The organism is Ruegeria sp. AB9, from assembly GCF_056542585.1.
Genome location: NZ_JBQGAA010000002.1, coordinates 331,522 through 345,728, shown reverse-complemented (window position 1 = coordinate 345,728; position 14,207 = coordinate 331,522). Strand labels below are relative to the sequence as shown.

Below are 14,207 nucleotides of genomic sequence, written 5' to 3'. Positions count from 1 at the left end.
GTGCCGGGTCGTCAGGGCTGGCGGAAAGTTGGGGCTGTTTCCGGCATTTTCTCAACCCTAAATGTGCTGTTTATATATAGGTTTTTCTCGAATAATAAAGTTGTTCACGGGCGTTTTCCGCGAGATCACCAAGTGTTGATGGTGCTGTTAACTCATTGCAGTGATTTGTCAGCTGCAAACGACATCTTGTGTGAAATGGCAATGTGCTGAATTTTGCCGACTGGCGGAAGATATCTGACGACAGATTATATCGAACAGCAGGAACTTCGATCTTTTGACGGTCGGAAAACCTGACTGGGTTGACCAGCCGGAATCACTTATCTTCCGGCTGGCCTTAGGGTCATGTCTCTAGTTGGCGTCGTACCACCACACTTCGGGCATATATTGCGGACCGTCGCCATAGATGGGCAGGGTATTTGGGAACTTCAGTTCTTTGGCATGTGCAATGCGCCCGATATCGAAACTCCAGATCGGAATGACATAACGGCCCGCTGTCAGCACCCGGTCCAGCGCACGGGTGGCAGTGGTGAAGTCTTCGCGCGATTCCGAGGCCAGCATGGTATCGATCATCGCATCGACCGCGGGTGAAGATACACCCATCAGGTTACGGGTGCCCGGCGTATCGACAAATTCACTGCCCCAGTAGAACCTCTGTTCATTGCCCGGGGACAATGACAGGGCGCGACGAAAGGGCGTCATGTCAAAATCAAGTTCATTCATGCGCGATGTGTATTGTGCGTCATCGACTTTCTCGACCACCAGTTCGATGCCGAGCCGTTCCAGTGCGCGGGCGTAAATCTCGGCGATCGTGGTGACATCCTGCACAACATTCAGACTGCCCTGGCTGATCACCATTTCAATCTGGAAAGGTTGACCTTCCGCATTCTTCAGTACGCCGTCCTGAACGGTCCATCCTGCGTCTTCCAGAAGCTTGACCGCCTTGCGAATGTTGCGCCGGTTCCGTTCCGATCCGTCGCCCTGCGGCAGGTCATAGCCTTCCAGCGTGCCGGGTGTCAGCTCTGCCTCGAACGGGTCCAGCAACGCCCGCACCTGTTCGGATGCCGGTCCCGGTTGCATGGCCAGATCAGAGCCAGAGAAGTAAGAGGAAATACGGGGCTGTGCGCCGCCTGTGACCGTGTCGTTGATGAATTCGAAGTTGAAGGCAAGGGTCAGGGCCTCGCGCACCCGCCAATCGTCCAGCGGTGATTTGCGGGTGTTCATCACAAACCCTGTCATACCGGACGGTTTGCCATGGGGGATTTCGGTCTTGATCACGTCCCCGCGCTGAACGGCGGGGAAGTTGTATCGCTTGTTCCATTTGTCGGCGTTGAATTCACGTACAGCCGAAAGTTCACCAGCCTTGAATGCCTCAAACGCGACAGAACCGTCTCCGTAGAATTCAACTCTCAGTTCATCAAGGTTCATGGTACCGCGGCGAAACGGGATGTCCTGCCCCCAATAATCGGGGTTGCGGCGCAGGTTCACGTAGCGACCTGCCTCATAACCATCGATCACATAAGGGCCGGTACCGATTGGAATGTCCTGTAGCTTGGCGTTCGCGAAGTCCTTCCCCTCCCACTGAGCTTTTTGCAGGATTGGGCGCATCCCGGCCAGCAGAGCCAGTTCCCGGTCTGGTTCGTTGAACGAGATCCGAACCGAACGCGGACCGGCTTGTTCGATGCTGCCTATCTTGTCCCACAGTCCGCGATAACGCAGATGACCCTCGGTGCCGAGGGTCTCATAGGACCAGATCACATCTTCGACCGTTACAGGCGTGCCGTCCGAAAAACGGGCTTCTTCCCGCAGGGTGAATTCGACCCAGGACCGGTCTGGTGCTGCCTCAACTGATTCGGCTAACAGCCCGTAAAGTGTGAAAGGTTCGTCCCAGGACCGGCCCATCAAGCTTTCATGGGTCCAGAACGGCAATTGCCACGGAGAAGTGCCTTTTTGCAAAAACGGGTTCAGGCTGTTGTAGCCGCCGGTATTTCCGAACACGGCCTTGCCGCCTTTGGGCGCATCCGGGTTGGCATAGGGGAGGGACACAAAATCCGGTGGTAGGGCCGGGTCCCCATACATAGCTATGCCATGAGACGATTCTGCATGGGCGACAGACATAAGAAAAATGCTGGCGATTCCCGCCGCAAATGGTCGAAACGGTCGGAGAAAATCCGGGCTCATTTTGGAAACAATCCTGCTCTGGCCTTATTTTGTTGGGGATCACCGTAGTGATGATTTTTCTTATTATCAAACTTTTAGCTTGGACGAAGGCGCAGAATTGCTTATAAAGGTTGCACTGCTCGATAGGTTTCTTGCCTGTATGAAACCTGCCTCAATAACTTAACGCCCGCTTCGTGCGGGCGTTTTTTTGTGCGCCGGAAAGTCTCAGACCGGTGTTCCAATCCGAAATGTTTCCCCGTTTTCTTTGCAAGTGCAGCATGGCATGGTGCGCCTGATTAACGCTTGAGGGAGAATGGACATGAGCCTGTCCGGCAAAACAGCAATCATCACGGGATCAAATTCAGGCATCGGTCTGGGGGTCGCACGGGAACTGGCAAAGGCCGGTGCCGATGTGGTTCTGAACTCCTTTACGGATCGCGATGAAGACCACGCGCTGGCCGCAGAGATTGGGAAAGAAACCGGGACCAACGCACGCTACATCAAGGCCGACATGTCGAAAGGGGACGAATGCCGGTCGCTGATTGAGCAAGCTGGGGCTTGCGATATCCTGGTCAACAATGCGGGCATCCAGCATGTCTCTCCGATTGATCAGTTCCCGGTTGAGAAATGGGATGCGATTATCGCGATCAACATGAACTCGGTCTTTCACACGACCGCAGCAGCATTGCCTATGATGCGCAAGGCAGGTTGGGGACGGGTGGTGAACATTGCCTCGGCCCACGGGTTGACGGCATCACCTTTCAAGGCGGCCTATGTCGCGGCCAAGCATGGCGTGGTGGGAATGACCAAAACAGTGGCGCTGGAAACCGCGCAGGAGCCGATCACCTGCAACGCCATCTGCCCGGGCTACGTTCTGACGCCACTGGTCGAATCCCAAATCCCCGATACGATGAAAGAATACAACATGAGCCGTGAGGACGTGGTGAAGAACATTCTGCTGGAGCGGCAACCGTCCAAGGAATTCGCCACTGTTGAACAGTTGGGCGGAACGGCGATCTTCCTGTGTTCGGATGCGGCGGCGCAGATCACCGGGACCACGATTTCCGTAGATGGTGGTTGGACTGCGCTTTGAGGTTTAATGGGGGCGCTGCCCCCATACCCCCGGAGTATTTGTGAAAAGATGAAGGGGCTGAGGCATGAAACGGATCAATCTGGCATTGCAGGGCGGTGGGGCGCATGGGGCGTTCACCTGGGGTGTGCTCGACCGGCTTCTGGATGAAGAGGATATCGAGGTCGCGGCCATAACCGGAACCTCGGCCGGGGCGTTGAACGGGGCGGCGTTCAAATCCGGAATGGTGCATTCAGGGCGTGAGGGCGCGCGGGCGCGGCTGGACGGGTTGTGGAAGCGTATGGGTGCCATTGGCGACATGCGCATGGCCAACTGGTTTCGGGGGCTGGAACCTGCGGCCATCGCTCAGGCGATGGAGTATTCGGTGCCGTTCTCCATCGGGGATGCATGGTCGCGCATGGTGTCGCCTTATGCCTACGGACCGTTCTACAGCAACCCGCTGGAGCCGGTAGTGGACAGGTTCAATTTTGACGAGATATGCGCGGATGAAGGCCCGCGCCTGTTTGTGTGTGCCACCTGCGTGCGCAGCGGTAAAATCCGCGTTTTTACCGGAGACGAGATTTCCACCGATGCCATTCTGGCTTCGGCCTGCTTGCCGACCCTGTTCAAGGCGGTCGAGATATTTGATCCGAAAACAAACCGGACCGAAGCCTATTGGGATGGAGGTTATACCGGCAATCCTGCGCTCTATCCGCTATTCAACGATGATTTGCCGGATGATGTGGTGATCGTGAATATCAACCCGCTGGAACGCGACGAGGTTCCGATGACACCGCAGCAAATCCAGAACCGGATCAACGAGATCAGCTTCAACTCTTCCCTGTTTCGCGAGCTGAGGGCGATTAGCTTTGTCCAGAGGTTGCTGAAAGAAGGAAAGCTGACTGCCGGAGAGATGAGCCGCGTTCTGGTGCATATGATCGCCGATAACGAGCTGATGAACAGCTTGTCCGTCGCAACCAAGACCGTGCCCAATCCGGTAATTCTGCATAAGTTGAAAAAAGCCGGGCGGTCAGCGGCGGACGGTTTTCTTGCGAAACACAAGGACGATTTGGGTCAGACCAGCACAATTGACCTGCCTGCGATGTTCAATTGATCACTCGGGCGGCTGCGTCGGATCTTTTCCATTCGGGTATACAAGCCCCGCTGAAATCACCAGCTTGGCGGCGTCTTCGATACTCATGTCAAGCAAGATCACATCTTCTGCCGGGAAGAACAGCAGAAACCCCGAAGTCGGGTTTGGTGTGGTTGGTACGAATACGCTCAGCAGTTCTCCCCCGGTTTCTGCGCGTTCGCTTACCTCACCTTTTGCACTGGTTGAAACGAAGCCGATGGCCCAGATCCCGCGACGCGGGTATTGGATCAGGCAGGCTTTTTCAAACGAGCGTTCAGTCTGGGCAAATACCGTTTCCGAAATCTGCTTGATCCCGGAATAGACCGAGCGCACGACAGGCATCCGGTCAACAAGGCCTTCGGCGAAATGGATCAGAGAGCGACCAAGAATGCCCTTGGCGATCCACCCGACAAGAACGGTGAAGATCAGGAAGATCACCACGCCGACACCGCGCAGGTTGATACCTACGTATTGTTCTGGTTGGAACTGGTGTGGCACCAACGGCAAGACCGCGCTGTCGATCCAACCGACTACCGACCAGATCAACCAGACTGTCAGCCACACGGGCGCAATGACAACGATGCCCGTCAGAAAGGACGCGCGCAGCCGCGAAAACAGGCCAGGGCGGCGATGGGGCTCTTCGTCGAACGGTGTATTCATTGCGGTTCCGAGTGGTTTCGGGATTTAGGTAGTCAATCCACGGCCTTGGTACAATAGGTTTACGTCAGCCCTGTTGCACCAATGCACGCGCGATTTTTGCGGCCAGGCGTGCATTGTTGCGGACAAGAGCGATATTTGCGACCAAAGAACGGCCCTCGGTCTTTTCAAAGATGCGCTGCAGCAGATAGGGAGTCACGGCTTTGCCGGTGATACGATGGGCATCTGCATCTGATTGAGCTTCGGCGATGATAGGGGCCAGTTCCCCGGCCGGGATTTGATCGGCGGCCGGGATTGGGTTTGCGACCAACTGTCCACCGGGCAACCCCAGAGCGCGGCGCGTGGCGTGAGCTTTGGCAATCGCGTCGGCACTGTCCATGCGCAGGGGCGCGGCAAAGGGTGACTTTGCCGACCAGAAAGCGGGAAACTCGTCCTGACCGTGTGCAATCACAGGCACGCCCAGCGTTTCCAGAACCTCAAGTGTCTTAGCGAGATCAAGGATGGCTTTGGCCCCGGCGGCTACGACAGTCACCGGAGTATGCCCAAGCTCGTGCAGGTCAGCAGAGATGTCGAAGGTGGTCTCGGCACCCTGATGCACGCCGCCAATGCCACCGGTGGCAAAAACCTCAATCCCGGCGTAATGTGCAGCGATCATCGTGGCCGCAACGGTGGTGGCCCCGGTACCGCCGGTCGACATGCAGGCCGCCATATCCGCACGTGAGATTTTGGCGACGCCCTGAGCCTGACCCAGCCATTGCAGCTGTTCCGGCTCCAGCCCCACATGCAGCTTACCTTCAATCACAGCCATAGTTGCGGGAACTGCGCCTGCATTGCGGATGTCCTGTTCGACTTGTGCGGCCACTTCGATGTTTTGCGGGTAGGGCATCCCATGGGTGATGATGGTGCTTTCCAGCGCAACGATGGGTTGGCCCGCGTCTTTGGCGGCGCGGACCTCGGCTGAATATTGGATGTCGATCACAGTGGAGTTTCTCCGGAAACGTAGGTTGCAGCGGCGTGAAGAGCGCGGGTCAGGGCCTCGTCACTCGATGCGCCGCCGGATTCTGAGGCGATATGGGCCGCCATGAAGGTGTCCCCCGCGCCAGTCACGCGCGTGACCAGAACGGATGGGGGTGTTTGGGTCAGGATTTCGTCGGAACTGCCGATGGTGGCCGAGTTGCCGCCATCGGTGACCAGAACGCGCAGCGCGCCGCGATCCAGTAGGCCTTTGGCGGCGGACCCGGAGTCGGTGAACTCGCGCTGACATAGGATGCCCGCCTCTTCGAGATTCACGTAGAGCGTGGCCCGTGCGTGTTTCAGGAAGGGCAGCAGCCGTTCGGCCTTGCCGGGCGAAGCCGGGGCCACGCGCAGATCGGCGCCAGCAAAAGCAGGGCTTTGGGCAATCTCTTCCAGCAGGTCCAGTGTCAGATTGCCGTCGAGTGCAATGGGGCCTTCAAAGGGTTCGTTCTCATTGCCCAAAGGGCCGTGCATCAAAGGGCGTAATATCTTTGCACCTGCGGCTTCCAGAGAATGCGCGTCGGCAATCGCTGCTATCAACCCGTTTGCACCTTCGACAGCCATGTAGCGGTCGGTTGGCAAGTCTTGCGAGCGATAAATGTGATCCGTGACCATGCCGAGGCGTGAACAGGCATGAACCAGCTCGTCGCCTTCGGGGTCGCGGCCAATGGCGGTCAGCAGGGTGGGGGTCATGCCAAAGCGCACCAGCGTCATGGCGATGTTCATTGCGACGCCGCCGGGCAGGCGGGTGATCCGACCCGGCACGTCCGAGCCTTGCCGCATGGCGCTGGCCGATCGGCCGATCACGTCCCACAGGACCGAACCGATACACAGGATATTAGTGTCTTGAGTCATAGGAGACGTCATGCCGCAGCGGTGAGGCCCATGCAAGTCGGAACGTTAACGCAATCAGAATTTCCCAAGCTGCCGGGGCCGATGTGCCCTTTGGGCTTGCGATCCGCGGCCTTCACGGGAACAATCGAAAGCAATGATTGGTGATTTGATTTTCCTGTTGGAGCGTATCGTATGAATGGCCCTGTTTTCCGCGCCATCCTTCGAGTCCTCAAAACCTGTGCCCTGAGTTTCATTATCCTTTCAACGATGCATCCGGAATCTGTCAGAGCGCAAACGGCGCCACCGACAGTTGTTGATTTCTGGGTCAAGGCCGACACGCTGTTTCTTGAGGTGAAATTGAATGCCGAGGCCATGCTGGCCGGGGCCGATCTGATGCAGCCCGACGCCTATTCTGACAATTCACAGTACCGATCTCTGCGGCGGATGGTATCGTCGGAATTGGAGCCACAAATCAGAGATTTCGTTCAGGTCTGGAAGCAAGACCTTGTTGTCGAAGCTCCTGATCGCTTGGGTCTGTCTTATGAAGGTGTGCGTATTCCAGTGGTGGGGGATGCGGAAAAAGTGCGTGTTTCCAAATTGTTATTGACCGCATCTTTGCCCAATCAAGCGTCAAACCTGCGTCTCACCTGGCCGTCAGAAAGCGGCCCCGTCGTACTGCGTCAGCAAAATGTTGCGGCCCCGTACACTGGGTACCTGGCTGGTGGCGAGGCCAGTCCTCTGATCCCGTTACAGGGCGGAGCTTCTCTGACCACGCAGCAAACTTTGCAGACGTTTTTTGCAAAGGGAATCAATCTGTTTGTTCAAAGCCCAATCAAGCCATCCGTTCTTGCTCTGGTCCTTGTGTTCCTGTCTTTGAACTTGCGTCCTTTGCTATCCCAACTGGCTTTTCTATCCGCGGGTGTCTTCATCGGGCTTTGGGTCGGAATGTACGACGTGATGGTAATGCCCAAGGCCATCGAGGCCCCTGCGTTGGTGGCATCCATCATTATTCTGGCGCTTTGGAATCTGGTTGCCAGAAGATTGCAGGTCTGGCGTCTGTTGGCCGTGCTCACCGTTGGCTGTTTACAGGGGTTGGCATTGACGACAGCCCTGAGGGAGATCGGCGTGCCGCCTGATCATTTGCCACCGGCCATTTTGGGGTTTGGGACCGGGAATACTCTGCCGTTGGTCTTTGTCGCGATTTTGACCTTTGCTCTGGCGTTTTTTCTTTCCGGCAATTCGCACAGAACACGAGGCCGGATATCGGTTTTGGCCTCGATGCTGATTGCCGGGATCGGTGTCTATTGGATGGCTGAACCCTGGCTGTTGGGTTAAGCCATCGCCGCCAACAGCGTGTTCAGCGCGCCCAGCGGATCGTCGCTGCTCCAGATTTCGTCACCTATGCCGAAGAAGTCGGTGCAGGGGGTCAGATCGCGGATCAAGTCAGGCGTCAAACCGCCTTCGGCCACAACCGGAACCTCGATCATCTCGGACCACCACTGAAACAGATCCTTTTCAGCGCAGGTTCCATCCCCCAGCGTGGCGGTGCCAACCGGCCCGAAGGCCACGTAATCCGCCCCGTTTTCGCCAGCGGTCATACCATCATGGCTGGACGCGCCGCAAAAACTTCCGACGATGGCGTCCGCGCCCAACTCCTTGCGCGCGGCACGGACCGAGCGCGCGCCGTCATCCAGATGCACCCCGTCCAAACCCAGGCGCTGCGCAAGCAGCACGTGGTTCGAAATCACGATGGCCACGTCGCGCGCATGGGCAACTTCCCGACAGGCATCTGCCGCGCGGGCAATGGTGTCTTCGTCGCTTCCAGCCAGCGCCAGACGGATGCAGGCAATCTCGGCCTCGTCCAGAACAGTCGCCAGCTTGTTCGTGAACGTGCTCAGCTCGATGGTCGGAGGCGTGATCAGGTAAATCTGCGGCTGCTCGGGGGTGTCCATGGGCGCGTCCTTCGGCGTTTCATCTTTGGCGCGGTTTAGCGGATTGCGGCGGGGAAGCAAACTTTTATGGCCGAGACCGGGCAAATTACAGTACCAGCGCCTTGCCCTGCAAGTGCCTGCCGATTACAGCAAGCCAAGTTTTCATAAGGTGAGCCATGCCCAGCGATAAATCCCAGCCTTCCTTCGTGCTTGTGCGCCCGCAGATGGGTGAGAACATCGGTGCTGCCGCACGGGCGATGTGGAATTTCGGGCTGGATCGGATGCGTATCGTGGCACCCCGCGATGGTTGGCCGAACCCCAAGGCCGTTGCAATGTCCAGTGGCGCAGGGCGGCTGCTGGATGAAGCGCAGTTGTTTGACGATCTGGCGGGATCACTGGCTGACAGCACGTTTGTTTTTGCCACGACTGCTCGCCAACGGGGCTTGACCAAACCGGTTTACAGCCCCGAGCACGCAATGAAAATCGCCGCCGAAAAGATCGCGGCAGGCGAGAAGGTCGCCGTTTTGTTTGGTCCGGAACGTGCGGGTCTTGAAAACGAAGATATCGCCAAGGCAAACGCGATCATTTCGGTGCCCGTGAACCCGGAATACGCCTCGCTGAACCTCGGTCAATGTGTGTTGCTGACCGCTTATGAATGGATGCGCCAGACTGGCGACGTGGTGCACGAAGCCACAGATCCGGGGAAGGGCGACTGGGCTACGGGGATCGAGGTCGAAAAGCTGGTCGAACATTACGAAGACCGGCTGGAAGAGGCCGGGTTCTTCTACCCCCCCGAAAAGGCCGAGGGCATGAAGGTCAACCTGCGCAATCTTTGGTCGCGGATGCGGATGACACGGGCCGATGTGCAGATGTTGCATGGGGTCATGCGGCAGATGGTCCGCTGGAAGGATAAGGGCTGAGGCTGGACCTTGGCCGCCCTTGGCCCTAGCTTGCGACGAAATCAGGACATGAGGACAGCATGAGCGGTAAGCGCAGCATCTTCGAAGAGGTCTCGGACACCGAAAAACAACAGGCGGTTCAACCCGGTATGATCGACCGGGGGCGGGGCGGCGCGCGCAAAGCGATCCGCGTTTGGCTGATGATCCTGTTTGCCTTGGTCGTTGTGATGATCGCGGTCGGTGGTCTGACGCGCCTGACGGACAGCGGCCTTTCCATTACTGAATGGCGCCCAATCACCGGCGCTGTCCCGCCAATGAATGACGCGGAATGGCAGGCTGAGTTCGATAAGTACAAACAGATTGATCAGTGGCGCATTCAGAACCAGTGGATGGAGCTGAGTGATTTTAAGACCATCTACTGGTGGGAATGGGGTCATCGTCAGCTGGGCCGCGCGATCGGACTGATATGGGCTATCGGGTTCTTTGGCTTCCTTGTTGCGCACAAAATTCCGACGGGTTGGACCGGCAAGCTGTTGATTCCGGGTCTGTTGGGAGGTGTTCAAGGCGCGGTCGGCTGGTGGATGGTCGCCTCGGGCGTGACACAGGGCGAGGGCATGACGGCTGTCGCCAGCTATCGTCTGGCCACCCATCTGGGGCTGGCCTTCGTAATCCTCGGGTTCCTGGCGTGGTATATCTTTGAGCTTGGGCGCGATGAACGTGACCTGATGCAGGCGCGTCGGGCCAAAGAGACCAAGCTGTTCTCGCTCTCGACTGGCCTGATGCATTTCGCCTTTTTGCAAATACTCATCGGCGCGCTGGTCGCCGGGATCGATGCCGGGCGGTCTTTCACCGATTGGCCCTTAATTGGCGGGCAATTGCTGCCACCTGATGCAACTGCGTTAGAACCGATATGGCGCAACTTCTTCGAAAGCCCCGGGCTGGTGCAGTTCATTCACCGCTGCGCAGGTTACCTGTTGTTCATCTTTGCCATTGTCGTCTGGCGCCGTGGCAGCGCCAGCGCACATCCTCAGACACGCTTTGCCTTCAATGCGGCTTTCGCGGCGCTGTCGCTGCAGGTCGTCGTCGGTATCGCGACCGTCGTCTACGGTGCGCCGTGGCAGATCGCCATCTTCCACCAGTTTATGGCCGTTGTCGTCTGGACCCTGATCCTGCGCGCGCGGTTCCTCACGGCATATCCAATCGCAACATCTGTGCGCGGAGTTTAATACCATGACCGCTTTCAACGAACTGATGGCTTTTCAACGCGAAACCTCAGCCTTGGGCCAGATCGCCGGACGATTGGGTTGGGATCAGGAAACCGTCATGCCGCGCGGGGCCGCACCTCAGCGCGCTGAAGAAATGGCGGCTATCGAGGCCGTCTTGCATGCACGCAAATCCGATCCGCGTGTTGCCGAGTGGTTAGAGCAGGCCGCGCCTCAGGATGAGGTCGGCAAAGCGCAGCTGCGTGAAATTCGCCGCGCCTACGATCGGGCGGTTAAGGTGCCTGCCGATCTGGCCACCCAAATTGCCCGAGTAACGTCCGCCGCGCAGGGAACCTGGGCTCAGGCACGGGCGGACGAAAACGTCTCGGCGTTCCTTCCGGTGCTGGAAGAAGTCGTGTCGCTCAAGCGTCAGGAAGGCGAGGCGCTGGCGCAGGGCGGGGATGTCTATGACGCCATGGTCGAGGATTACGAGCCCTACACGACGGGTGGTCAGATCGCGGCTATATTCGATGAGATGCGCCCACGGCTGGTGGCCTTGCGTGCCGCCGTTCTGGATCGTCCGGAACCTGCTGCGCTGACCGGCAGCTTTGACGAAATGACCCAGATGCACCTGACTCAAAAGCTGGCGGTCGCATTTGGATATGACCTCAACAACGGCCGTGTGGATAAGGCCGTTCACCCGTTCAGCTCGGGCTCTGGTCTGGATGTGCGCATCACCACGCGGACCAGCGAAACCGACCCGTTCAACTGCTTGTATTCCACTATTCATGAGGTCGGACATGCCGCTTATGAACAGGGGATCAACCGCGACTATTTGCTGACGCCGCTGGGGCGCGGTGTGTCCATGGGTGTGCATGAAAGCCAAAGCCGGATCTACGAAAACCAGCTGGGTCGCTCGCGTGCCTTTACAGGATGGTTGTTCGATCAGATGAAGGAAGCGTTCGGCGAATTTGGAATTGCCGATGCAGACGCATTCTACGCTACCGTCAACCGGGTCCATAACGGCTATATCCGCACCGAAGCGGACGAGGTGCAATATAACCTGCACATCATGCTGCGGTTCGATCTTGAGCGCGCTCTGATGGCCGGAGATTTGCAGGTCAATGAGCTTGAGGCGGCGTGGAATGACCGGTTTAAAGCCGATTTTGGTTATGCGGTCGATAAGCCGTCAAATGGCTGTTTGCAGGATGTGCATTGGTCGGTTGGGCTGTTTGGTTACTTCCCGACTTACTCACTGGGCAACGTCTATGCCGGGTGCTTGTATCAGGCCCTGCGCGGCGCGGTTCCTGAACTGGATGCGCAACTGGCCGAAGGCGACACATCTGGCGCAACTGCTTGGCTGCGCGAACACGTCCAGCAACACGGTGGGCTTTATGCGCCACTTGAAATCATCCGACGCGCAAGTGGAGTTGAGCCTGGGCCCGAGCCTTTGTTGGGTTATCTGGAACAGAAGTTCGGGGGGCTGTACGGATTGTGACAGCATGGAACGGTAGCCGAAAGGTAAGGCTTCTCGCTATTTGCGTTGCGGCAATGGCTTTGGTTTTAGTGCTCAAGCCTGCGCCCCGTGCGGATAGTTTTTCACATCTATACCAAACACTGGAATGTGGTGGCTTCTTGGATGAACCTTGCAAGGTTTCCGGGCGACAATACAGTGTGTTGATTCCGAAGGGTGAAGGACCATTTCCGACCGTGATCTTTCTTCATGGATCTGGCGGAACGGGGCAACGGGTGATTCAGAGTGCATTTCTTGCCAAGCCGATACTGGAACGCGGGTATGCCATCGTCGCTCCGACCGCGCTGGAAATTGAGTACCAAAATGGCCCGGGTACAGGCTGGGTTTGGAATGACGCTTATTATGGGCGCGATGATTTTGAGTTCATTGCCGATATGCTTGAGGATGCGTTGGCTCGATTCCCCATTGATCCGGCGCAGATCGTAACCACTGGCCATTCTCGCGGCGGATCGTTCGCTTGGTATCTCGCCTGTGCGGATGTAGACCCACGTCTAAACGTCTTTGCCCCCGTTGCCGGTACACCAGTGCGCGGCGAACCTGGGAAATGTGCGTCAGCAGATCTCGATTTCGACATGTACTATAGCCATGGTTACAACGACACGGTTATTCCATTTGCCGGTTCCGGGTCTGATTGGTCTGATCCGGGTTATATGTGAGCAGTGGAAGCTACGCTAAGGCTCGGGGCCTCCGCGGGTTGTCAAGGGGACCAGGTTTTTGAACAAGAGAGCTATGATCAGCGCATTCTGAGTGACTGCAAGACCGGTTCGAACATCTCGGTTATCGGCTATGACGCCGGACATGGCGTTCCAAATGGCTGGAGCGATGTGATGCTCGATTGGTTTGAAACGGTGAATGCTACGGAATAGAGCGCTGCCAACATAAACTATGTCACGTGATGATCGATTGGAGGCTGCGATATATGGCAGTCAGATTGTTCTTCGGTTTCACACTATACTCTGTCTTTGGGCGACGCTTTCTTTCGTTCTGCCCAAACCTTTGCCGAACAAACATACACAGATTAACCTAAACGACCGGTACCAGCTCAATCCGGGTCGCAACGGCTGCAAAGAACAAAACGCTGCCGACCAGCACAAAAACGTGCCAGATCGTGTTGTGGAACGGTAGCCAATCCAGCAGGTAGAAGGCGACCCCGACCGTGTACACGAGCCCACCGGCAATCATCAGGGTCACGACTGTGGGGGACAGATCTGCCAACATGGATTGCCCGGCCCAAACGACGGCCCACCCCATCAAAAGGTAAAGCGCGAGCCCGAACCAACGGAACCGGTTTGGGTCGAACATCTTGAGAACCGACCCAATCGTTGCCGAAGACCACAATCCGAGTAACAGACCCGGGGGCTGGGTCCCTGACAACAGAAGAAACGGCGTATAAGTCCCTGCGATCTTGACGTAGATGCCGGAATGATCAAGGCGCTGTAGAAATCCGCGCCATTCCTCGTTTTCGATCATGTTGTACAACGCGGAAAACGTGAGCATGAGTATCAGCGTCACACCGTAAACCGAGGCACCCAAAACAGCGGATTGATCGTACCGGTAGTAGATGGTCAGGGTGATCAGCAGGGGCACGGCAATCAACGCACTTGAGACACCGAGCACATGAACCACTCCGTCACTGATACGTTCCGAGCGACTGTAAGCTGGTCGGATATGCGCAAAAGACCACATGTTAAAATGCTAGGTGGCAGAATGGTTTCGGGCAAGCGGATCGCCCCGAGATCTGTCGATAACGTGATTCAGAATGACAAAACGCCCGCAAA

The 14,207-nt window shown here is 57.1% G+C and carries 15 protein-coding genes; 9 read left to right on the top strand and 6 right to left on the bottom strand.

Features of this window, described 5'->3' with window-relative positions:
- Positions 1–348 precede the first annotated feature (348 nt).
- Entirely contained in the window at positions 349–2,178 is a 1,830-nt protein-coding gene (locus ACR0K5_RS07560; protein WP_480629087.1) for an extracellular solute-binding protein, read from the bottom strand.
- Here ACR0K5_RS07560 and ACR0K5_RS07555 point away from each other — a divergent pair.
- From ACR0K5_RS07555 to ACR0K5_RS07545, 3 genes are all read left to right on the top strand, one after another.
- On the top strand, positions 2,123–2,341 hold the full coding sequence (locus ACR0K5_RS07555; protein ID WP_480629378.1) for a hypothetical protein: 219 nt from the start codon (positions 2,123–2,125) through the stop codon (positions 2,339–2,341). The genes ACR0K5_RS07560 and ACR0K5_RS07555 overlap by 56 nt on opposite strands.
- 135 nt (positions 2,342–2,476) lie before the next feature.
- Entirely contained in the window at positions 2,477–3,250 is a 774-nt protein-coding gene (locus ACR0K5_RS07550) for a 3-hydroxybutyrate dehydrogenase (RefSeq protein ID WP_480629086.1), read from the top strand.
- Between the two features lie 64 nt (positions 3,251–3,314).
- A complete protein-coding gene (locus ACR0K5_RS07545) occupies positions 3,315–4,340 on the top strand; it encodes a patatin-like phospholipase family protein (RefSeq protein ID WP_480629085.1) in 1,026 nt (341 codons plus the stop codon).
- On the opposite strand, the gene ACR0K5_RS07540 is transcribed toward ACR0K5_RS07545, so the two are convergent.
- The 3 genes from ACR0K5_RS07540 to ACR0K5_RS07530 form a co-directional block, all read right to left on the bottom strand.
- Entirely contained in the window at positions 4,341–5,018 is a 678-nt protein-coding gene (locus tag ACR0K5_RS07540) for a DUF502 domain-containing protein (RefSeq protein ID WP_480629084.1), read from the bottom strand.
- 64 nt (positions 5,019–5,082) lie between these two features.
- Positions 5,083–5,994 carry a pseudouridine-5'-phosphate glycosidase gene (locus ACR0K5_RS07535; protein ID WP_480629083.1) on the bottom strand — a complete coding sequence of 304 codons (912 nt, stop codon included), beginning with the start codon at positions 5,992–5,994 and terminating at the stop codon, positions 5,083–5,085.
- Entirely contained in the window at positions 5,991–6,884 is an 894-nt protein-coding gene (locus tag ACR0K5_RS07530) for a PfkB family carbohydrate kinase (RefSeq protein ID WP_480629082.1), read from the bottom strand. Before ACR0K5_RS07530 ends, ACR0K5_RS07535 begins: the two co-directional genes overlap by 4 nt.
- A gap of 171 nt (positions 6,885–7,055) precedes the next feature.
- Between ACR0K5_RS07530 and ACR0K5_RS07525 the strand changes: the two genes are divergently transcribed.
- A complete protein-coding gene (locus ACR0K5_RS07525) occupies positions 7,056–8,198 on the top strand; it encodes a HupE/UreJ family protein (protein WP_480629081.1) in 1,143 nt (380 codons plus the stop codon).
- Here ACR0K5_RS07525 and ACR0K5_RS07520 read toward each other — a convergent pair.
- On the bottom strand, positions 8,195–8,815 hold the full coding sequence (locus ACR0K5_RS07520) for a thiamine phosphate synthase (protein WP_480629080.1): 621 nt from the start codon (positions 8,813–8,815) through the stop codon (positions 8,195–8,197). The two genes, ACR0K5_RS07525 and ACR0K5_RS07520, sit on opposite strands and share 4 nt — an antisense overlap.
- 155 nt (positions 8,816–8,970) lie before the next feature.
- Between ACR0K5_RS07520 and ACR0K5_RS07515 the strand changes: the two genes are divergently transcribed.
- Genes ACR0K5_RS07515 through ACR0K5_RS07495 form a run of 5 tightly spaced genes read left to right on the top strand, consistent with a single transcriptional unit; the run spans position 8,971 to position 13,295 of the window.
- The gene (locus tag ACR0K5_RS07515; protein ID WP_480629079.1) at positions 8,971–9,714 is read left to right on the top strand and encodes an RNA methyltransferase; all 744 of its coding nucleotides are present in this window, start codon (positions 8,971–8,973) and stop codon (positions 9,712–9,714) included.
- A gap of 59 nt (positions 9,715–9,773) precedes the next feature.
- Complete coding sequence (ctaA, locus tag ACR0K5_RS07510) at positions 9,774–10,919, top strand: heme A synthase (protein WP_480629078.1); 1,146 nt, start codon at positions 9,774–9,776, stop codon at positions 10,917–10,919.
- Positions 10,920–10,923: 4 nt separating this feature from the next.
- Complete coding sequence (locus ACR0K5_RS07505; RefSeq protein ID WP_480629077.1) at positions 10,924–12,393, top strand: carboxypeptidase M32; 1,470 nt, start codon at positions 10,924–10,926, stop codon at positions 12,391–12,393.
- Positions 12,394–12,446: 53 nt separating this feature from the next.
- The gene (locus ACR0K5_RS07500; protein ID WP_480629362.1) at positions 12,447–13,085 is read left to right on the top strand and encodes a CE1 family esterase; all 639 of its coding nucleotides are present in this window, start codon (positions 12,447–12,449) and stop codon (positions 13,083–13,085) included.
- 3 nt (positions 13,086–13,088) lie between these two features.
- Positions 13,089–13,295, top strand: coding sequence for a hypothetical protein (locus ACR0K5_RS07495; RefSeq protein ID WP_480629076.1), 207 nt, complete (start codon positions 13,089–13,091; stop codon positions 13,293–13,295).
- A gap of 157 nt (positions 13,296–13,452) precedes the next feature.
- Here the strand turns inward: ACR0K5_RS07495 and trhA are convergent, their stop codons facing one another.
- Positions 13,453–14,115, bottom strand: a complete 663-nt coding sequence (gene trhA / locus ACR0K5_RS07490) for a PAQR family membrane homeostasis protein TrhA (RefSeq protein ID WP_480629075.1) — start codon at positions 14,113–14,115, stop codon at positions 13,453–13,455.
- Positions 14,116–14,207 lie beyond the last annotated feature (92 nt).

Coding starts and splice junctions, on each gene's coding strand:
- ACR0K5_RS07500 (WP_480629362.1), top strand. CDS start 12,447: ATGGCTTTGGTTTTAGTGCTCAAGCCTGCGCCCCGTGCGGATAGTTTT.
- ACR0K5_RS07540 (WP_480629084.1), bottom strand. CDS start 5,018: ATGAATACACCGTTCGACGAAGAGCCCCATCGCCGCCCTGGCCTGTTT.
- ACR0K5_RS07525 (WP_480629081.1), top strand. CDS start 7,056: ATGAATGGCCCTGTTTTCCGCGCCATCCTTCGAGTCCTCAAAACCTGT.
- ACR0K5_RS07555 (WP_480629378.1), top strand. CDS start 2,123: ATGCTGGCGATTCCCGCCGCAAATGGTCGAAACGGTCGGAGAAAATCC.
- ACR0K5_RS07550 (WP_480629086.1), top strand. CDS start 2,477: ATGAGCCTGTCCGGCAAAACAGCAATCATCACGGGATCAAATTCAGGC.
- ACR0K5_RS07520 (WP_480629080.1), bottom strand. CDS start 8,815: ATGGACACCCCCGAGCAGCCGCAGATTTACCTGATCACGCCTCCGACC.
- ACR0K5_RS07530 (WP_480629082.1), bottom strand. CDS start 6,884: ATGACTCAAGACACTAATATCCTGTGTATCGGTTCGGTCCTGTGGGAC.
- ACR0K5_RS07545 (WP_480629085.1), top strand. CDS start 3,315: ATGAAACGGATCAATCTGGCATTGCAGGGCGGTGGGGCGCATGGGGCG.
- ACR0K5_RS07515 (WP_480629079.1), top strand. CDS start 8,971: ATGCCCAGCGATAAATCCCAGCCTTCCTTCGTGCTTGTGCGCCCGCAG.
- trhA (WP_480629075.1), bottom strand. CDS start 14,115: ATGTGGTCTTTTGCGCATATCCGACCAGCTTACAGTCGCTCGGAACGT.
- ACR0K5_RS07560 (WP_480629087.1), bottom strand. CDS start 2,178: ATGAGCCCGGATTTTCTCCGACCGTTTCGACCATTTGCGGCGGGAATC.
- ctaA (WP_480629078.1), top strand. CDS start 9,774: ATGAGCGGTAAGCGCAGCATCTTCGAAGAGGTCTCGGACACCGAAAAA.
- ACR0K5_RS07505 (WP_480629077.1), top strand. CDS start 10,924: ATGACCGCTTTCAACGAACTGATGGCTTTTCAACGCGAAACCTCAGCC.